Below are 19,586 nucleotides of genomic sequence, written 5' to 3' on the forward strand. Positions count from 1 at the left end.
ATATTTACTACCCCACCCTTCCTTATTTGGTTGTTGATGAAGCTACTGCTACTTGCACTTGCGGGCGTATGGCAATTAAGCTCAGGCACCCCGCCGGCCTTCGCCCAGACGGCCGAGCCCGGCGCGCGGCCGGACCGCACACTGGAATTTGTGGAAAACAAAGGCCAATGGGACCCGCGCGCCCGCTACGTGGCCGCCCTGCCCGGCGGCCGGCTGTTTGCTGAAGCCGACGGCCTCACGTTCTCGCTGCTGGCCAACGGCAGCCTCGACCGGCCCAGCCATGGCGGCCGCAAACGCACCCGCCCCGCGGCCGACAGCCTGCTGCGCGGCCATGCTCTCACGCTGCGCTTCGCGGGCGCGGCGTCGGCCAGCATCGAGGCCACGGAAGCCACGGCCGAGCGCCGCAACTACTTTCTCGGCAAAGACCCCAGGCGCTGGGCGGCCAACGTGCGCGGCTTCCGCGAGCTGCACTACGCCGGCCTGTGGCCCGGCGTGAGCGCCCGCGTGTACGAAAGCGCCGACCAGCATTTGGAATACGACTTTGAGCTAGCGCCCGGCGCCCGGCCCGGCGCCATTGCCCTGCGCCACGACGGCGCCCAGGGCCTGCAACTGGACGCGGCCGGCAACCTGCTGGTGCAAACCAGCGTGGGCACCCTCACCGAGCGGGCCCCGCAGGCCTGGCAAACCACGGCCGGCGGCCAGCGCAAGGCCGTGCCCTGCCGCTACGTGCTGGCCTCCGACGGCCTCGTGCGCTTCGCCCTGGGCCACTACGACGCCTCCCGCCCCCTTACCATCGACCCGGTGGTGGTGTTTGCCACCTACACCGGCTCGACGGCTGACAACTGGGGCTTCACGGCCACCTACGACGCGCAGGGCAACCTCTACTCCGGCGGCATCGTGTTTGGGCTGGGCTACCCGGCCAGTCCCGGCGCCTTCCTTACCCGGTTTTCCGGCGTTATTGACATCGGCGTCATCAAGTACAACCCCGCCGCCAACGGGCCGGCCGCGCGAGTGTGGGCGTCGTACATCGGCGGCAACGACGCCGACTTTCCCAGCAGCCTGGTGGTGAACAGCCAGGGCGAGCTGCTGCTGCTGGGCGCCTCCTCCAGCAACGACTACCCCACCACCGCGGGGGCCGTGCAGAACAGTTTTCACAATGGCTTTTTCACGGACCCCTACGGCGAAGGCGTCGACTACACGCTGCCCAACGGCTCGGACTTAGTCATTACCCGCTTTAATGCGAACGGGACGGCGCTGGTGGGCTCCACCTACCTCGGCGGCTCGGGCAACGAGGGCATTCTGCCCCTGGACGTGAACACTACCGACCAGCTGGCCCACAACTACGGCGACCCTTTCCGGGGCGATATTCTGGTGGATGCGGCCGATAATGTGTACGTGGCCAGCAACACGTCTTCCCAGGACTTTCCGCTGGCCGGGGGCTTCAACGGCACCTACCGCGGCGGCGCCACCGACGGCGTGGTGCTTAAGCTCAACCCCGGCCTCACGGCCCTGACCTGGGGCAGCTACCTGGGTGGCACGGGTTCCGATGCAGCGTATTCGGTGCAGGTGGAGCCCAGCAGTGGCGACGTGTACGTGGCCGGCGGCACGCTGAGCACTGATTTTCCGGCCACCGCCGGCAGCCACCACCCCACGGCCCAGGGCGACGTGGACGGCTTTGCGGCGCGCATCAGCGCCAACGGCCACACCCTGCTGCGGGCCACTTACCTGGGCACGCCCAGCTACGACCAAAGCTATTTCCTGCAGCTCGGTACCGACGGCGGCGTGTACGTGCTGGGCCAGACGGCGGGCGCCTACCCCACCACCCCGGGCCTGTTTGCAAACGCCAACGGCCGGCAGTTCATCCACAAGCTCGACGCCAACCTGGGCGCCACGCAGCTGGCCACCGTGTTTGGCAGTGGCCGCGCCAGCATCGACCTCGACCCCACTGCTTTCCTGGTGGACCGCTGCGACCGGGTGTACGTGTGCGGCTGGGGCGGCTACCTGAACAGCAACGTCAGCGGGTTCTATCCCTACCTGGGCCTCAACGGCACCGCCGCGCAGCTGCCCACCAGCCACAACGCCCTGCAGCAGGCCGGCGATGACAGCGACTTCTACCTGGTGCAGTTTGCGGCTGGACTGGACAGCCTGGCCTACGCCACCTACTACGGCAACCCCAACGGCACCAACGACCACGTGGACGGCGGCACCTCGCGCTTCGACCCGCGCGGGGTGGTGTACCAGGCGGTGTGCGCCTGCGGCAACGGCGGCCCGGGATTTCCCATTCCGCCGGGGGCCCACACCTACTCGGCCGTCAACGGCAACAGCAACTGCAACAACGCCGCGTTCCTGCTCGACTTCCAGCCCAGCATTGCCAATGCCGGGGCCGACCAGACCGTGTGCGCCACGGCCGGCCCGCAGGCCCTGACCGGCAACCCAGGCGGCGGCACCTGGAGCGGGCCCGGCGTGACGGGCAGCTTGAGCACGGGCTTCTTTTTCACGCCCGCCCCGGCGCTGCTGGGCGTGCAGGTGCTCACCTACACGGTGCTCAGCTCTGGGCAATGCACCACCACGGGCACCCGCCGCATCACCGTGACGCCGGCGCCCACGGTGGCCATCACGGCGCCGCTCTCCAGTACCTACTGCGCCTCGGTGCAGGGCGTGCCCGCTGTTCCGCTGGTGCCGCTCACGGCCACGCCCCCGGGCGGCGTCTGGAGCGGTTCTGGGGTCGTCAACGGGGGGCCCACCACGGGCTTTTTCTTCAACCCCAACCTGGGCGCCGGCACTTATGAGGTGACTTACACCTTCACGACGAACGGCTGCGTGGCGCGCGATACCAGGACCGTTACCATCAAGCGGCTGGCTGCGCCGGTGCCCCCCGCCGACACGACGCTGTGCCCGGGCAGCAGCCAGCGCTTTGCCCTGCGCGGCAGTCCGGCCGGCGGCAGCTGGACCGGACTGGGCGTGAGCGGCAGCCCCGCCACGGGCTTCTTCTTCACGCCGCCGGCCGGCTTTGTGGGCCCGGCCACGCTCAGCTATTTCGTGTACGACGGCTTGTGCTCGGCGTCGGCCACGCGGCGCGTGTCGGTGGCGGCACAGCCCACGCTCACGGCCACCTCAGCTCCCGTGGCCTGCCCCGAAACCCGGCTGGCCCCGCTCACGCTGCGCTTTTCGGCCAACACCGGGGCGGCCGCGGCCGGGCTGAGCTGGGACTTTGGCGACGGCACGCAGTCCGGCGAGGTTTCGCCCGTGCACACCTACACCACGGCGGGCCGGTACCAGCCTGTGGTTCGCCTGCGCTACAACGGCGGCAGCTGCGAAACCCAGGCCACCCTGCCCGCCGTGGAAGTGCAGGCGCGCATCATCCCCAACATCATCACGCCCAACGGCGACAACCAGAACCAGACCTTCCAGCTGGGCCCCGACTGCCCGCCGCGGCTGCAAATCTTTTCGCGCTGGGGCCGCAAAGTATTTGAGGCGGCCGCCTACCGCAACGACTGGAACGCCGACGGCCAGCCCGACGGCGTGTACTATTACCTCATCACCTACCCCGACGGCCACCGCCTGAAAGGCATCGTGGAAGTGGTGCGGTAAGGCTGCGGGTGGTACTTATCATCGACAGCCGTCTGTCATCCTGAGCGCAGCGAAGGACCTTATCGCGCGTGAACAATGTCGCTCTTCGGTGAGAAGGTCCTTCGCTGCGCTCAGGATGACAGGCGCTCCCCCTCCTCCCCTCTTCCCCTTAAGCGCAATGCCAGCCAGCGCAGGTCGGGCAGGCCGGGCAGTAGGTCGGGCCAGGTGGCGCCGATGGCGCGGCGGTAGTGGCCGAGCAGGTAGGCCGCCATGGCCGTGTAGGAGGCCGACATGCCCAGCGCCGCCCCGGCCATGCCCAGCCGGGGCACCAGCAGCAGGCAGCAGGGCACCGTCACGGCCAGGCCCAGCAGGGCGGCGCGGTTGTTGAGGCCGTAGCGGGCCGTGCCGCTGAAGTAGGAGCTGGCTTGCATGGCCGCTCCGTAGGCCAGAATGCCGGGCGCCAGGGCCAGAATCACGCCGTGCGCCGCGCCAAACTCAGGCCCAAAAAACGTCGCCAGCCACCCCGCCGGCACGGCCGCCGCCACCAGCACCGCGCCGGCCGTGGCCAGCAGGGTGAGGCGGCTGCCGCGCAGGGCCGCGTAGGTTTGGCCGCGCTTGTCGGCAGCATTCACCAGCGCCACGTACTGGATGAGGGCCGTGCTGCGCGGAATCAGCCAGATGGCCTCGGCCAGGGCCACGCCCACCGAGAGCACGCCCAGCGCCTTGGCACCGGCCAGGTAGGCCACCACATAGTAGCCAAAGCGGTAGTTGGCGAAGGTGAGCAGGTTGGAAAAGTGTGCGCCGCGGCTGTGCCGGGCCAGTTCGCGGGCCACCACCCGCCGCCGGGCCCGGCGGCCGCCCCAGGCATCGGGCAGGCGCAGCAGCAGGGCGGTGCTGGCCAGCCAGGGCAGGCCGTATGCCAGGTAGTTGGCAAAATAATAGGCCCGAATGCTCAGCCAATGAGCCGCGGCAAACGCCAGTGCCAGCGCTACGGCCAGCAGCGCCGCCTGGGCAGTGGTCAGCGCGTTGTAGGCCTGCTCTTGCTTGCGGCCCAGCAGCAGAAACAGGTTGATGGACAGCAGCACCTGCACCAGCGTCACGGCCGCCAAATGCAGCACGTATTCGGCCGATACGGGCCGCAGCCAGCCCACCACGGCCGCCCCGGCCCCGCTCACCACCACGGCCCAGCCGTAGGCGGGCAGCAGCAGGTGCCAGGCGTTGCGCCGGGGCACCAAGTATATCAGCGACGAGCCGCCCACCAGCCCGGCCAGCAGCACCAGCCCCGACATATCAGTGTAAAACAAGCTGACCTGCCCGCGCCCCGCCGCCCCCAGGTACCGCGCCGTGAGCCACACCACCGCAAAGCTGAGCCCCGCCGTGAGCACGCGCGCCGCGAAATGCTGAAGAATGCGTTTGAACATGGGCAAGAGAAGGGGCAACACCGACGAACCAGCAAAAGAACGTCATGCTGAGCGCAGTCGAAGTATCTCGCGGGCATCACCACCCTATGCAATTGCAACAGAGGAAGCGTGGGGCCACCGCTATGCTCGGCCCGGCTCTGCCTTCAGCTGCCCAGCACGCGCCGGTACAGCGCCCCGAACTGCCGGCCCACCGCTTCGTACCCAAACCGGGCCGCCACGGCCGCCGTCATACCGGCCACATCAACGGGCCGGGTTTCGGCGTCGGCCAGCAGTTTCGCCAGGGCCGCGGCCAGGGCAGCTTCATCGCCGGCCGGCACCAGGTGGCCGAAGGGGCTGCCGGCGGGCACCAGCTCGGGCACGCCGCCCACGCGGGTGGCCACTACGGGCAGGCCGCTGGCCTGGGCCTCGATGAGGACGCAAGGCAGGTTTTCGACGTTGGAAAACAGCACGAAGCCGGTGGCCCGGCGCATCTCCTCAGCCACGGCGGGGTGGGCCAGCTTGCCCAGAAACACCACCGTACCATCGGCCAGCAGGCCCAACTCGGCGGCCTGCCGGCGCACCTGGGCTTCGTCGGGGCCGTAGCCGGCAATGCGCAGGCGCAGGCCCGGCCAGGCGGCGCGCAGCCCGGCCACGGCGCGCAGCAGCCCGCACAGGTTTTTGGCCGCTTCGTTGAAGGCCGCCACGTGGAGCAGAGTGCGCGGCGTCGGCACGGCGCCGGGTGGCGCCGGATGAAACAGCTCCGTGTCTACCACGTTCGGAATCACCACCGAAACGGGGTTGGTGGCACCCAGCGCGGCCAGGGCGTCGCGCAGGTTGGCGCTTACGGTGTGCAGGGCCGCCGCCCGGCGCACCACGGCGCCCGTCAGCCAGCGCCGCAGCCAGGAGATGCCGGCCGCGCGCGGCGGCAGGTAGCGCGTCCAGTGCTCGGTGACGACGAAAGGCACGCCGCGCACCGCCCGCAAGGCCCAGGCAAACAGGCCCGTGCGCAGCAGCACGTGCACGTGCACTAGGTCGGGGCGCTGGCCGTGCCAGTGCCGCCGCAAGGCGCGGTAGCCGCGCAGCACGCACCAGTAATAGAGCAGCAGCTTCAGCGGCTTATCAAGCAGGGCCAGGCCGGTGGGCGCGGCGCGGTAGTAGTAGCGCAACGTGGGCCAGGGGCCGCTGAAATCCTCGTCGGCCTCAACCAAACCAGGCAGCGGGCCCCGCGCCACGGCCGCAAACAGCACGGCCACCTCGGCCCCGCCGTGCGCCGCAATAGCCGCCACGTGCCGGCCCACGAAGTCGCCGTCCTGGTCGTCGTAGCGGTTGGGGTACCACTTGGGAAGATGTAAAATATTCAATGAGAAATAAAGAATGAGGAATGAAGAATAGGCGACGTTAACAAAGTACGGGCTTCTCAGGCACAAAAAACGCGGCCGCTCCTGGGGGAACGGCCGCGTTAGGTAGTGGAGCAAATGGAATCAAAGCGAACTCAATTCCTCATTCTTCATTAAGTCGCAGGCACTAGAATGAGTAGCGCAGGCCCAACTGGCCCTGCCAGCGCGAGGCCAGCTGGTCGATGGAGTAGGTGGCCGGCGTGCCGTAGGTGTAGGTGGGGCGGTTGAAGGTGGCGGCGTTGTAGCTGCCCGAAATGCTGCCGGCGGCGTTGGCGTAGGCGGGGGCCTGCGTGAGGCCGGTGCCCACCGTCGAGTTGAAGGTGTTGGGCACGAAGTACTGGCGGCCCCAGTCCTTGTTCAGCAGGTTGCCCACGTTGATGATGTCGAGCGAAATCTGCAGGGTGTGGCCGGTGGGCACGATGCCGGCTTCGTTGGCTTCGAGGCTGCCAAGCTTGGCTTCCAGCATGAAGCGCACGTCGGCCTGGTTGTTCCAGGGGGTGCGGGCGGCGTTGCGCTCGGCGTACTGGCCGCGGCGGGTTTTGAGGTAGGGGTCGTTGTCGACGAAGCTGCTGAGGGCCGCGTACTGGGCACCGCTGTTGTCCGGCACGTAGCTCACGGCCTTGGTCACGGGGTCGGTCACGGCGTTCACGAACAGGATATCCGAAGCCGAGGCTGGGATGTAGGCCAGCTGCACGTTTTGCTGGCCGTTGCCCAGCAGGTTGTTGTTGTACACCCACGTAAACGGCGAGCCGCTGGCGTAGGTGAGCACCGAGGTGAAGTAGCCCGTGAAGCGCTGGGCGAAGGTTTTGTGCAGGTTCAGCGAGGCCACCACGCGGTGGCGCAGGTCGAAGTTGGAGTAGGCCAGGGCGGGGTCGTTCACGTTCAGGGCCGGGTTCAGCTCCCAGTTGCTCTGGGGCGAGTTGCGGATGCCGTTGCTGATGTCGTGGCTCTGGCCGTAGGTGTAGGCCACGCTCACGTCGAGCAGCTGGTTCAGCGTCTGGCCCACCGAGCCGGTGAGCTGGTAGCGGTAGCCTTTCTGGGTATTGGTCAGGAAGAAGGCGTTCGAGAAAGCGGTGTTTACCTTGGCGTTGCCGCCGGCCGGGGCCGCGTAGCGCGGGCTCTGGGTGGGGCCCTGCGCCAAGTAGGTCACGTTGTCGGTGAGGTTGATGTTCTCAAACTTCACGTCCTGCAAGGTCTTGGTGTAGAGGCCTTCCACCGAGAAGCGGGTGCCGGTTTTCAGCTTAAAGTCCAGGGCCAGTGACGAGCGCCACACCTGCGGCATCTTGAAGTTGTTGTCCACCAGGTTGATTTCGGTGGTGTTCTGCGCGGCGGCGTTGGGCAGGGCCGTGGCCGCGTTCTGGTAAATCTGGTTGGGGTTTTGGTTGAGCAGAATCTTGGGTCCCGTCGTGGCCAGGGCGCTGGGCTGAATGTTGTTGTAGTCCACCGAGTTGAAGTTCACGCCGTTATTATAATAAGCGTAGCCAAACCAGGCAAACGGCACCCGGCCCGTGAACACGCCCGAGCCGCCGCGCAGCACCACCGAGCCGTCGCCCTTCACGTCGTAGTTGAAGCCCAGGCGCGGCGACACCTGCACCTGGCCGAGGTAGCTGTTGTCGAGGTCCTGCCAGGGCGTGTGCGAGTAGGTCTGGTTCAGGGTGTTGGCGTCGTTCTGCGGGTTGTTCACCAGGCCTGAGTTCAGGGCCGGCTTGGTGGGCAGCGAGGCGATGTCGAAGCGCAGGCCGGGCGTGATTTTCAGGTGCTCGGTCACGTTCCACTCGTCCTGCAGGTAGGCGCTGAAGAAGTTGATGTTGAACGCCGCCGAGGGGTTGTTGTAATTGTAGGCGTAGGAGTTATCGGTCTTGTTGTAGGTGCCGCGAATGCGGTTCGGCTGGTCGTTCAGGAACTGGTTCACGTTGTTGTACTCAATCCGGCCGTTCCAGGAGTTGATGAAGCCGTAGTCGATGTGGTACAGCTCGTTGTGCGTGCCCAGCGTGAGGGCGTGCGCCCCGGTGTAGAAGGTGAAATTGTCGGTGATTTCAAACGTCTTCTGGCGGGTGTTGAAGATGCTGGCCTCCCGGTCCGAGCCCAGCAGAATCTGGTTCGAGCCCGAAAAGTAGGTGCTTGTGCCCGCCGTGCCCGGCGTGGTGCCCACGTTGTTAATCTGCACGGCCGGAAACAGGTTGGCCTGCCCGCCCAGCAGGTCGCGGTAGTCGTGGATGTTGGTGTAGCCCAGAATCAGGTTGTTGGCGAAGCGGCTGCTGAAGTTGCTTTTCACCTCCAGCACCGTCGAGTTTTGCACGTTGTGCTGCGTGAAGTCCTGCGAGCCAAACTTAAACAAGCTGCCCGAGCGCTCCAGGTTGGTGGCTTCCGACTGAATAAAGTTGTGGCGCAGCGCAATGCTGGTTTTGTCGTCGAGGTTGAAATCCAGGCGGCCGAAAATCTTGTCGCTGTTCGCGTGGATGTTGTAGTTGCCGTACTCGCCCACGTTGTAGCCGTAGGTGGTTTGCAGCTTGGCGGCAATCTGCTGGGCCAGCTCCGTGGTCACGGGCGAGCCCGGCTGGCCGGCGCCGTAAAACTGCGGCTCCTGGCGGCGGGCAATTTCGGCGTTGGTAAAGAAGAAAAGTTTGTTTTTGATAATCGGCCCGCCCAGCCGGAAGCCGGTCTGGTAGTCGTGGTATTCCGAGCCGATTTTGCTGCGGCTGTCGTCGATGCTCTTGCCGGTCACGGTCTGGTTGCGGCCGTAGCCATACACCGAGCCGTGGAAATCGTTGGTGCCCGAGCGCGTCACGGCATTAATGGACCCGCCCGTGAAGTTGCCCAGCTTCACGTCATACGGCGCCACCTGGGCCTGAATCTCCTGAATGGCGTCGAGCGAAATCGGGTTGGCGCGGGCCGAGCCGCCGGGCAGGCCGCTGGTGCCGCTCTGCCCGCCGAGCGAAGGCGAGAACCCAATGGCGTCGTTGTTCACGGCGCCGTCCAGGGTGATGTTGTTGTAGCGGAACGAGCTGCCCGCGAACGAGTTGTTGGAGTTGCGCGGGTCCAGGCGGGTGAAGTCCGAAATGCTGCGCGAAATGGTGGGCAGCTGCTGAATGGCCTCGCGGCTGACGGTGGTGCCGGCGCCGGTTTTGGTGGCCTGGGTGTTGCCCACCACCACTACTTCGGTCAGAGCCTGCGCCTCGGCGGCCAGCGTAAGGTTGAGGCGGGTGGTGTTGCCCAACGTTAGAAATACCCCGCCGATGGTCTGGGGCTTGTAGCCCACGTAGGTCACAATTACTTCGTAGGGCCCGCCGGGCGCCAGGTTCGGGATGTTGAAGCCGCCGTCGACTTCTGTGGCCGTGCCGCGCTTGGTGCCCGTGGGCTGGTGAGTGGCCACCACCGTCACCCCAATCAGGTCCTCGCCCTTGTCCGACGTCACCTTGCCGCTGAGGGACGAGGTGGTAACCTGGGCCGTGGCGAGCTGCGAGCAGCCCAGCAGCACCAGGAAAAACAACTGCGTAAATGTGTGTCGAATCGACATAAAAATGAGGGAGTTGATTAACGCTACAAAGGTCCGAGCGCCTAACCCCGGCCTCACCCTGCGTTGCGTTTCCGAATTGTTGTATTTCGCTTTTTCTCATAACCTGCCGGTAACATAAGGCCCGAAACCCCCGCTTTTCGGGCCGTTTCCGGGCCGTTAACCATTTCATAATTCAGAGGAAATTTCACCGAAACTTCATCCGGGTAGTTTTGTTCCCCGAATGGAAAACACTATTAATTACCGGTATTTATTCATCACATTGCTGAGCTTATTATTCAGCAATACCGTCTTCGCCCAAACGACCGGCACCGTGAAGGGCCTCGTGAAGGACGCCGCCACCCAGGAGGCCGTCATCGGCGGCACGGTGCGCCTCGACGGCACCACGCTGGGCACCCAGACCGACGTCGACGGCAGCTTCCGGCTGGAGCGCGTGCCCAAAGGCACCTACACCCTCGTCATTTCCTCGGTCGGCTACGTCAGCACCTCGCTGCCCGGCGTGGCCGTGGAAGCCGGCAAGACCACCGTCATCAACACCACCGCCAAATCGGACAGCAAGGCGCTCGACGAAGTGGTGGTGCGCGGCGTGCGCCGCACCAACACCGAGATTTCCGTCATCACCGAAATCCGCCAGGCCAACGTGGTGGTGAGCGGCGTGTCGTCGGAGCAAATCGTGAAATCGCAGGACCGCGACGCGGCCGAGGTGGTGCGCCGCATCCCCGGCGTCAGCATCATCGACAACCGCTTCATCCAGGTGCGCGGCCTCAGCGAGCGGTACAACACCGTGTGGCTGAACGACGTGACGGCCCCGAGCTCGGAAACCGACAAGAAGGCCTTCTCCTTCGACATCGTGCCCAGCGCCCTGCTCGACCGCGTGCTCGTGTTCAAAGACCCCTCACCCGAGTTGCCCGGCGACTTCGCCGGCGGCCTTGTGAAAGTGTACCTGCGCAAGCCCACGCTCGACGAGCGCAGCTTCACGGCCAGCTACGTGAGCGGCTACCGCGACGGCACCACCTTCAACTCTTTCAACTCTGACAAGGGCGGCAGCGGCGACTTCGCCGGCTTTGGCGCCGCCAACCGGAATTTGCCCAACAACTTCCCGGTGCTGAACTCGGCCGCTTCGGCGGCCCAGCGCGACGCTTCGGCCCATGACCTGGGCAACACCTTCGGCATCAAGACCATGACGGCGATGCCCGACGTGCGTTTCAACGCGTCGTACCTCGACAATTTCAAGCTGGGCGGCCTCCAGATTGGCTCGCTCACCTCGCTGAGCTACACCAATGCCTTCGCGCGCTTCAACATCGCCCGCAACGTGTACGACGCCGACGGGCAGCGCACCGACCGCCTCCTCGACGAGCAGGCCACCAACAACGTGCGCCTGGGCCTTATCCAGAACTTCAGCACCTTGCTGAACAACGGCACCAAGCTGGAATTCCGCAACCTGTTCAACCAGTTCGGCCGCAACCAGATTACGACCCGCGACAACTTCTCGGCCAACGACAACACGCTGGTGCGCAAGGGCTACGCGCTGGGCTACCAGGGCCGCACCACCTACACCGGGCAGTTGGCCGGCACGCATCTGTTCAACGACGAGAAAACCACGTTCGACTGGGTGGCCGGCTACGGCTACTCGGCCAAGGACGAGCCCGACCTGCGCCGCGTGGCCTACCGCAACGTGACGCTGACCGACGGCAGCGTGGGCCAGGAAGTGCTGACGCCCGCGCCCGGGCAGGTCGACGTCATCAACGCCGGCCGCCTCTACCAGAAGCTGAACGAAAACGTGTACACGCTGAACGCCAACGGCAAGCACAAGCTGGTGGGCCTGGGCGGGCGCGAAATGGAGCTGGCCGCCGGCACCTACCTGGAGTACAAAAAGCGCGACTTCACGGCCCGCGCCTTCGGCTACTCGCCTTCCGACCCCACGCGCTTTCAGCAGCTGAAAAATCTGCCGCTGGCCACGGTTTTTGCGCCCGAGAACGTGGGCGGCACCGGCTTCCAGCTGCGCGAAGACATCAACTCGACATACCGCTACACGGCCAGCAACGAGCAGGAAGCCGTGTACGCGTCCATCAACCTGCCCATTACGCCTGGCCTGAAGCTGCTGACCGGCGCCCGCTTCGAGCGCAACGTGCAGGTCATCAACACCGGCGTGAACGGCGCGCCCGTCGACCAGACGGTGACCACCAACTACCTGCTGCCCTCGGCCAACCTGAGCTATAATTTCAGCGAAACCAGCCTGCTGCGGGCTTGCTACGGCCGCAGCCTCAACCGGCCGGAGTTCCGCGAGTCGGCCCCTTTCTACTACTATGACTTTGACTTCAACGTGCTGAACTACGGCTCGTTGTACCTCAACCCCACCAAGCCGCTGCAGGTGGCCACCATCGACAACTTCGACCTGCGTTACGAGTGGTACCCCACGCCCGGCGAACAGGTGCACCTCGGGGTGTTCTACAAGAACTTCACCAACCCGATTGAGAACGTCGTCATTCCCAGCACCAACCTAGCCTACTCCTTCGCCAACGCGCCCAGCGCCTACTCCTACGGCGTGGAGCTGGACGTGCGCAAGAGCTTCGACTTTCTGGATGCGCTGGTGGGCACCCGCGGCCTGAAGAACATCACGGCCGTGTTCAACCTCTCGCTCATCGAAAGCCAGGTCGATTTGGGCCCCGGCATCGTGGCCTGGAACAGCAAGCGCGCTCTGCAGGGCCAGTCGCCCTACGTAGTGAACACCGGCCTGTACTACCAGAACGAGTCGGGCAGCTGGCAGGCTTCGGCCCTCTACAACGTGTTTGGCCCGCGCATCCTCTTCGCCGGCTCCGACCAGTACCCCGACGTGGTGGAAATGCCCCGCCACACCATCGACTTGTCCTTGACCAAGAGCCTCACCAAGCGCGTGGCCCTCAACCTGGGCGTGCAGGACCTGCTGAACCAGCGTGTGACCCTGGTGCAGGACTTCAACAAAGACCTGAAATACCAGCGCGACATCGACCCCGCCCTGGCCGACTACCGCCGCGGCACCTACGTCACCATCGGCGTGAAAGCGGCCTTCTAAACGGCGTGTAGCGTGGACTCTGGGAGTCCGCGCCGGGGCGAACGACCTACCGTCCGACGATGCGCGGACTCGCAGAGTCCACGCTACAAAACAAACTTCTCAACCACACCCCACTTCATTTTTTCGCATACCTTATGCTAACCCTCAACCCGTTTCGCCAGCGCGCCCTGCTGGCGGCCGCCCTGTTCTCGCTGAGCCTGGCCGCCTGCAAAAAAGACGAGGCCACCGTGACGCCCGACCCGCCCATCACGACCCCCACGGGCCAACTGGTGGAAGTGACCGAAGTGAAAACCAGCACCACCTGGACCGCCGCCAACAAATACCTGCTGAAAGGCTACGTGTACGTGCGCTCCGGCGCCACGCTCACCATCGAGCCGGGCACCATCATCAAGGGCGATAAGGACTCCAAAGGCGCCCTCATCGTGGAGCCCGGCGCCAAGCTCATTGCCGCCGGCACCGCCGCCAAGCCCATCATCTTCACCTCGAACCAGCCCAAAGGCAGCCGCAACTACGGCGACTGGGGCGGCGTGATTCTGGCTGGCAACGCCCCCGTGAACAGCCTCGTGAACGGCGTGAAGCCCGTGGTGGAAGGCGGCCCCACCACCACCTACGGCGGCACCGACGCCGCCGACAACTCCGGCACGCTGCAGTACGTGCGCATCGAGTTCGGCGGCATTGCCTTTTCGCCCAACAACGAAATCAACGGCCTGACGCTGTGCGCCGTGGGCTCGGGCACCACCCTCGACCACATTCAGGTTTCCTACTCCGGCGATGACTCCTACGAGTGGTTCGGCGGCACCGTGAACGCCAAGTACCTCATTGCCCACCGCACCTACGACGACGATTTCGACACCGACAACGGCTACTCGGGCAAGGTGCAGTTTGCCGTGTCCTTGCGCGACCCGCTGCAGGCCGACCAGTCGGGCTCGAAGGCGTTTGAGAGCGACAACGACGCCAACGCTTCTGATAACTTGCCCAAAACCAGCGCCGTGTTCTCGAACGTGACCGTGATTGGGCCGCTGAACAACATCAACAACGCGGGCGGCATCAGCTCGCAGTACGTGGCCGCTGCACACATCCGCCGCAACTCGGCCGAGAGCATCATGAACTCGGTGCTGGTGGGCTACCCGGCCGGCATCCTGGTCGACCACGCCAAAACTGCCGCCAACGTGGCCGCCAACGACCTGCGCTTCCAGAACAACATCATTGCCGGCATGGCCACGGGCACCGCTGCCACCCGCAACCAGAAGAACATCATCTACATCGGCCCGGCCGGGGGCGCCGGCTCGCTCACGCCCACCACGGCCATGAGCGCCGACAGCAGCAGCTTCGGCACGGCCATCGGCCCGCTGAGCTGGCTCTACAAGTCGGGCAGCAACAACAAGCGCTACACCAACGCCGACGAGGCGCGCCTGCTCAACCCCTTCAACCTGACGGCCCCTAGCTTCCTGCCGCTCACCACCTCGCCCATCGTCTGGACGTCGGCCACCAACACCAACCCGGTGGTCGCCCCCGCCTTCACCGATAGCAAAGTGTCGGACGCCTTCTTCACCAAAGTATCTTATATCGGCGCCTTTAGCGGCTCGGGCCAGAGCGCCGACAACTGGGCCAGCGGCTGGACCAACTTCGACCCCCAGAACACCGAATACTAGTGCTTTTATTTGACTGCGATGAAAAAGGCTCCCCGCTTCGGGGAGCCTTTTTTGTGCGTTTGGCGGCTTCTGTAATCCGTTTGTCATCCTGAGCGCAACGAAGGACCTTGTCACGTTAGCATTAGTCGAGCCACTGCTGAATGCGCTTGCGTGATAAGGTCGGTCCTTCGCTGCGCTCAGGATGACAAACGGTCTATTTCTCTAAATCCTCTCTTACCGGCTCAAGCGAAATACAATCGGCAGCGTGCGCAGCACCCGCACCGGCTGGCCCGCCACCCGGCCGGGTGCCCACCACGGCATCAGCCGCACCACGCGCAGGGCCTCCTCGTCGAAGCCATGGCCGCAGCCTTTGGCCACTTCCGCGTCGCGGATGCGCCCTTGCTCGTCCACCACGAAGCGCACGTACACCGTGCCCGACAAATTGCGCTGGCTGGCCTCGGCCGGGTAGTTGATTTTGCGGGCCAGATACTGGTGCATGGCCGCGTCGCCGCCCGGAAAAGCCGGCATCTCGTCGGCGTAGCTCAGCACTTCGGGGGCGGCAGGGGCGGCTTCCGCGGTAGCGGTTTCGCTGGCCGTCACCGCCTTGCCCACGGCCTGGGCCCGGCTGGTGCCGGCCAGCGCCAGCAGCAATGCACCCGCTATGAAACCGCCTTTTGGCACTCCAGTGGTAAGCACGAGGACGTCCTAAGTAATTGCTTCAGCAAAAGTACCGTGGGCCCCCAACGCCCCCGGTACCCGGCCGTTACCGTTTCATCACATCATCATTACCCACGGGCCTTTTCTCTTTGAGCCGACTCCAGTTCCCGCGGTAGCCGGCTGGCCCGGCGGTGCTTCTTTCTTGCCACCGAAAACGAGGCGTTTGAGTCGTTCCTTTGTGCCTGTATCAGTCCCGCTTCCCATGCTCATTTCCATGACCGGCTACGGCCAGGCCCACCGCGAAACCGACACCTACACGGCCACCGTCGAGCTGCGCTCGGTGAACTCCAAAACCCTCGACCTGACCCTGCGCCTGCCCCGCTTCCTGATGCCCCACGAACTGGAAATCCGCAACGCCGTGGCCAAGGCCCTGCTGCGCGGCAAGGTCAACTTCACCCTCGATTTTGTGCGCCCTGCTGCCACCCGCGCCGCCGCCACGCTCAACAAAGACGCCCTGGTGGCCGCTTTCCAGGAGCTCAAAACCATCGGCGAAAGCTTCGGCATTCTGGCCGGCGAGGCCACCCTGCTGGCCGCGTTGCGCCTGCCCGGCGTGGTGCCCAGCGCGGCCGAAGCGCGCGACGCCGAGCCCGCCGCCGAAGAAATAACCTGGGCCGAGCTGCAGCCGCTGCTCACCGAAGCGCTGGCCGCCATGCAGCAGTTCCGGCAGGACGAAGGCCAGGCCCTGACCACCGAAATCCTGAGTTACGCGGCCACCATCCGGCAACAGCTGGCCGCCGTGGAGCTGCACGACCCCGCCCGCATCGAGCACGTGCGCCAGCGCCTGGCCAGCCACCTGGCCGAGCTCACCGGCCACGAGCAGTTCAACGCCACGCGCTTCGAGCAGGAAGTGCTCTACTACATTGAGAAGCTCGACATTGCCGAAGAAAAAGTGCGTTTGGCCGCGCACCTAGCCTATTTCGAGCAGGCCGTGCACCAGCCTGACGAGGCCGTGGGCAAAAAGTTAGGATTCCTGGCGCAGGAAATCGGCCGCGAAATCAACACCATCGGCTCCAAGGCCAACGATGCCACCGTGCAGCACCTGGTGGTGGGCATGAAGGAGGAGCTGGAAAAAATAAAAGAGCAATTGAACAACATTCTCTAGCCGTTTATTTTCGCTGAGAGCTTTTGCCCTGGCGTTCGCCAAGCAGAAAGATACGTTGGTCGAAAAGCAAGGCTGAAATTGGATTATGCCTGCAATTTTTACTATAAAGAAAATAGCTAGGTACTAATCTTCCTGACTTGGCAAGGCCTTTGAAGAAGCGGTTTTAACGGCAGGCAACTTGCCGAATGCCAGACCGTTATTAGATTAATGCCATGCCTGGTTTTTGCGCTCAAAAAAAATCCTGATATTTGCAACCCCGGAGTTGGATATCTGAGTATTGTATCTAACTTGGGTACTCGAATGGCAATTTAGTTACTCACCACCTATCCCGAATTAGTATGAAACCTACATTTTTACTCTGTATCCTGGGGCTCCTGCTAATGGCGGCGCGGCCCGTATCCGAAATTGAGCTGGTGAAGAAGCGCGTGCTCAGTGAGCGCGTGGAAATCCTGATTCCCAAGGGCTTCGAGGTAATGACCGAGCAGCAGATGGACTTTGCCTACGCCAAAGCCCAGAGCCGCCCGAGCGTTATTTTCACCAACAACAACCTCATCAGCCTCGCCTTCAACTACAGCGACAACGACGCCGACCAGGACATGGTCGACATCTACGCCGCCTCGTTTGGCAAAACCTACCACAAGCAGTACAAAGACGCCACCTGGTTTGGCGACGGCGTAAAGAACATCAACAATCGCAAGGTGGGCTACCTCGAATTCATGAAGCCCGAAATGGGCCACGAGGTGTACACGCTGGTGTTTTTCACCGACGTGGAAGGCAAGCTCATGATTTGCACTTTCAACTGCGCCGACCGCCAGAAGCCCGAGTGGGAGCCCATCGCCAAGCAAATCATGCTCTCGCTGAAAGCCAAAGGCTAGGCTGTTAGCTGTTAAAAATTAGGGTCGGTAGTCGGACGCAGGTTCGGCTACCGATTTTTTTTTGCTCCGATTGTAGCGCCTTCTTCGTTGAGAAAGTCGCGCACCAGCCCGAAAGCGCCCGCAAAACCCGCCAGCGACAAGGCCGCGGGCCGGTCGTTCACGTCGTGGTAAGCGGTGCTGCCGCCGCGGGTGCACAGGAAAAAAGCGGGCACCCCGGCTTCGGAAAACGGGAAATGGTCGGAGTTGGCGGCGCGGCCGCGCGGGGCCAGTTGCGGCAGGTAATGGTGCGCGTTGTTGAGGGCCACGAGGCGCTGGTAGGGCGCCTCGAACACGCGGCCGTTTACCACGGTGGCGCCCTGCTCGCCGGTACCCAGCAGGTCGAGGTTGACCAGGAACTTGATGCGTTGCAGCGGCACCAGTGGGTGAGCCACGAAGTAGCTGGAGCCCACCAAACCCGCCTCTTCAGCCCCGAACAGCAGGAACACGACGGAGCAGGCGGGGCGGTTTTCGGGGCGGGCGTAGTGAGCGGCCAGTTCCAGAAGCAGGGCCACGCCGCTGGCGTTGTCGTTGGCGCCGGGGAAATAGGCGTCCTTGCCCATCATGCCCAGGTGGTCGTAGTGGGCCGACACGACGAGGAAGGAATCGGGCTGCGCCGTGCCGCGCACCACGGCGGCCAGGTTCTGAGTCTGATAGTTGCGCCGGAGCTGAGCGTCGACCTGAATGTAAGCTTCAACGTTCCCATTTTCGGGGGTTATGCTCGTTGGCGTGTTATAGCGGTCTGGTACCTGCCAGCGGGGCATTTTCGAGGCCAGAACTTCTACGCGGGGCTGGGGTGCCTGCTCAGCCGCCAGCGAGGCCGTGAGCTTAGGCACAACCGTCACCCAGGCCGCCGCCGAATCGAGCTGCTGCCGCACGGCTGCCGGCAATTTGTCGAGGTGGTCGGCCACGCCTTTGCGCATCAGCAACACGCGGCCGTGCAAGGGCTGCTGGCGCCACCACGCCCATTTCAGGGTATCGGCCAGCACCGTTGAATCGAGCACCTGGATGCGGCCATGGGCTTGGCCACTACCCGAATTGGGGGCCGCGATGAGGGCCGCGCCCGGCTGCCAGCCCAAGCCAATGCAGTTCATCCCGCCCTGGCCATTGAGCAAGCAATTGGCTTGCAGCTTGCCCGGAAACGTGTTCACGTCCAGCGTAAATGGCTGCGTGTAATCCGGCGCCAACGGCTCTAGCTTTAGCTCCTTAAAGCGCCCGCGCAGGTAGGCGGCGGCCTTGTGCTCGCCCTGCTGCACGTAGCCGCGCCCGTGCATTTCCGGGGCCGCCAGCTTCTCAATGGTGCGGCGGGCCCGGGCCACGTCCTGCGCCTGCACCGGGCCGGACCCAAGGCCGGCCAGCAGCAGGCCCGCCCTAAAAATCGAAGCGACTGCCCGGGCTTTTTTACTGAGCCGCCCGGCCCAGGCGGTGGCCAGGCCCACGGCCAGCGCGGCGCCCAGGCCGTCGCTCAGCAGGTCGCTCCACTCGCCGTGGCGGCCCAGGCGCATGGTCATTTGCAGCTCCTCAATGAGGGCGCCAAACAGGACGCTGGCCACCAGCACCGCCGCGCCGGCATGGCGCGCCAGCCGCGGCCAGTGGCGCTGCCGGCGCAGCGAAAACCAGCTCAGCCCAGCCAGCACAAAAAACACGCCCGCGTGGGCCGCGGTGTCGAACGACAGCAGCTCCCACACGGGCGTGCGCGGCATTTCATCGGAGGGCGTGAGGGTGAGCACCAGCACGACGGCGGCCCAGGCCAGCGGCAGGCCGGCGTAGGGACGGGGCGACGGGTGCGGGGGAACGTTTGGCATCACAACGCCCAAGCCAAAACGGTGCTAGTTTTTACGCGCCCACCAGCTCGCCGTAGGCTTCGGCCGACAGCAGAGCGTCAAGTTCGGCGGGGTTGGTGATGGAGATTTTCACCATCCAGCCGTCGCCGTAGGGGTCTGAGTTCACCGTTTCGGGGGCGTCGGCCAGCTTGGGGTTCACTTCCAGCACGGTGCCGGTGATGGGGCTGAACAGGTCCGAAACCGTCTTAACGGCCTCCACGGTCCCGAACACGTCGTGCTGGGCCACGTCTTTGTCGAGGGTGTCGATGTCGACGTACACGATGTCGCCCAGCTCTTTTTGGGCGTGGTCGGTGATGCCGATGTAGGCCACATCGCCTTCAACGCGAATCCATTCGTGGTCCTTGGTGTAGTGGAGGGAAGCGGGCAGGTTCATGCGGTGGATTGGTGAGTTGGTGGAGTAGTGGATTTGTCGTCCAAAAGTACGCAGTGAATTTTGCCAACTCACCAA

The 19,586-nt window shown here is 64.5% G+C and carries 11 protein-coding genes; 5 read left to right on the forward strand and 6 right to left on the reverse strand.

Annotation, left to right across the window (positions count from 1 at the left end; all coding sequences use genetic code 11):
• Positions 1 to 36 precede the first annotated feature (36 nt).
• Positions 37 to 3,591: a DUF7948 domain-containing protein gene (locus I2H31_RS19105; protein ID WP_196294662.1), complete on the forward strand. Its 3,555-nt coding sequence runs from the start codon at positions 37 to 39 to the stop codon at positions 3,589 to 3,591.
• Between the two features lie 110 nt (positions 3,592 to 3,701).
• Here the strand turns inward: I2H31_RS19105 and I2H31_RS19110 are convergent, their stop codons facing one another.
• The 3 genes from I2H31_RS19110 to I2H31_RS19120 form a co-directional block, all read right to left on the reverse strand.
• Positions 3,702 to 4,991 (reverse strand): lipopolysaccharide biosynthesis protein, encoded by a 1,290-nt coding sequence (locus I2H31_RS19110; RefSeq protein WP_196294663.1) that lies wholly within the window; start codon positions 4,989 to 4,991, stop codon positions 3,702 to 3,704.
• 143 nt (positions 4,992 to 5,134) lie between these two features.
• On the reverse strand, positions 5,135 to 6,331 hold the full coding sequence (locus tag I2H31_RS19115; RefSeq protein WP_196294664.1) for a glycosyltransferase: 1,197 nt from the start codon (positions 6,329 to 6,331) through the stop codon (positions 5,135 to 5,137).
• A gap of 163 nt (positions 6,332 to 6,494) precedes the next feature.
• Complete coding sequence (locus I2H31_RS19120) at positions 6,495 to 9,884, reverse strand: TonB-dependent receptor (RefSeq protein WP_196294665.1); 3,390 nt, start codon at positions 9,882 to 9,884, stop codon at positions 6,495 to 6,497.
• Between the two features lie 220 nt (positions 9,885 to 10,104).
• Here I2H31_RS19120 and I2H31_RS19125 point away from each other — a divergent pair, with 220 nt between their 5' ends.
• The gene (locus I2H31_RS19125) at positions 10,105 to 12,933 is read left to right on the forward strand and encodes a TonB-dependent receptor (RefSeq protein ID WP_196294666.1); all 2,829 of its coding nucleotides are present in this window, start codon (positions 10,105 to 10,107) and stop codon (positions 12,931 to 12,933) included.
• 134 nt (positions 12,934 to 13,067) lie between these two features.
• Complete coding sequence (locus I2H31_RS19130) at positions 13,068 to 14,585, forward strand: hypothetical protein (RefSeq protein ID WP_196294667.1); 1,518 nt, start codon at positions 13,068 to 13,070, stop codon at positions 14,583 to 14,585.
• A 213-nt stretch (positions 14,586 to 14,798) separates the two neighbouring features.
• Here I2H31_RS19130 and I2H31_RS25690 read toward each other — a convergent pair whose 3' ends face one another.
• On the reverse strand, positions 14,799 to 15,260 hold the full coding sequence (locus I2H31_RS25690; RefSeq protein ID WP_196294668.1) for an energy transducer TonB: 462 nt from the start codon (positions 15,258 to 15,260) through the stop codon (positions 14,799 to 14,801).
• A 223-nt stretch (positions 15,261 to 15,483) separates the two neighbouring features.
• Here I2H31_RS25690 and I2H31_RS19140 point away from each other — a divergent pair, with 223 nt between their 5' ends.
• On the forward strand, positions 15,484 to 16,383 hold the full coding sequence (locus I2H31_RS19140) for a YicC/YloC family endoribonuclease (RefSeq protein ID WP_196294669.1): 900 nt from the start codon (positions 15,484 to 15,486) through the stop codon (positions 16,381 to 16,383).
• Positions 16,384 to 16,721: 338 nt separating this feature from the next.
• Positions 16,722 to 17,258: a hypothetical protein gene (locus I2H31_RS19145; protein ID WP_196294670.1), complete on the forward strand. Its 537-nt coding sequence runs from the start codon at positions 16,722 to 16,724 to the stop codon at positions 17,256 to 17,258.
• A gap of 47 nt (positions 17,259 to 17,305) precedes the next feature.
• Here I2H31_RS19145 and I2H31_RS19150 read toward each other — a convergent pair whose 3' ends face one another.
• Both I2H31_RS19150 and gcvH read right to left on the reverse strand, forming a co-directional pair.
• Positions 17,306 to 19,099: a VanZ family protein gene (locus I2H31_RS19150; RefSeq protein WP_230687938.1), complete on the reverse strand. Its 1,794-nt coding sequence runs from the start codon at positions 19,097 to 19,099 to the stop codon at positions 17,306 to 17,308.
• Between the two features lie 31 nt (positions 19,100 to 19,130).
• The gene (gene gcvH / locus I2H31_RS19155) at positions 19,131 to 19,511 is read right to left on the reverse strand and encodes a glycine cleavage system protein GcvH (protein WP_196294672.1); all 381 of its coding nucleotides are present in this window, start codon (positions 19,509 to 19,511) and stop codon (positions 19,131 to 19,133) included.
• Positions 19,512 to 19,586 lie beyond the last annotated feature (75 nt).

Source organism: Hymenobacter ruricola (genome assembly GCF_015694525.1).
Lineage (GTDB): Bacteria > Bacteroidota > Bacteroidia > Cytophagales > Hymenobacteraceae > Hymenobacter > Hymenobacter ruricola.

Bases quoted from the DNA above. Each gene is read 5' to 3' on its own strand.
- gcvH (WP_196294672.1), bottom strand. From the start codon at position 19,511: ATGAACCTGCCCGCTTCCCTCCACTACACCAAGGACCACGAATGGATT.
- I2H31_RS19125 (WP_196294666.1), top strand. From the start codon at position 10,105: ATGGAAAACACTATTAATTACCGGTATTTATTCATCACATTGCTGAGC.
- I2H31_RS19130 (WP_196294667.1), top strand. From the start codon at position 13,068: ATGCTAACCCTCAACCCGTTTCGCCAGCGCGCCCTGCTGGCGGCCGCC.
- I2H31_RS19140 (WP_196294669.1), top strand. From the start codon at position 15,484: ATGCTCATTTCCATGACCGGCTACGGCCAGGCCCACCGCGAAACCGAC.
- I2H31_RS19120 (WP_196294665.1), bottom strand. From the start codon at position 9,884: ATGTCGATTCGACACACATTTACGCAGTTGTTTTTCCTGGTGCTGCTG.
- I2H31_RS19105 (WP_196294662.1), top strand. From the start codon at position 37: ATGAAGCTACTGCTACTTGCACTTGCGGGCGTATGGCAATTAAGCTCA.
- I2H31_RS19145 (WP_196294670.1), top strand. From the start codon at position 16,722: ATGAAACCTACATTTTTACTCTGTATCCTGGGGCTCCTGCTAATGGCG.
- I2H31_RS19110 (WP_196294663.1), bottom strand. From the start codon at position 4,991: ATGTTCAAACGCATTCTTCAGCATTTCGCGGCGCGCGTGCTCACGGCG.
- I2H31_RS19150 (WP_230687938.1), bottom strand. From the start codon at position 19,099: ATGCCAAACGTTCCCCCGCACCCGTCGCCCCGTCCCTACGCCGGCCTG.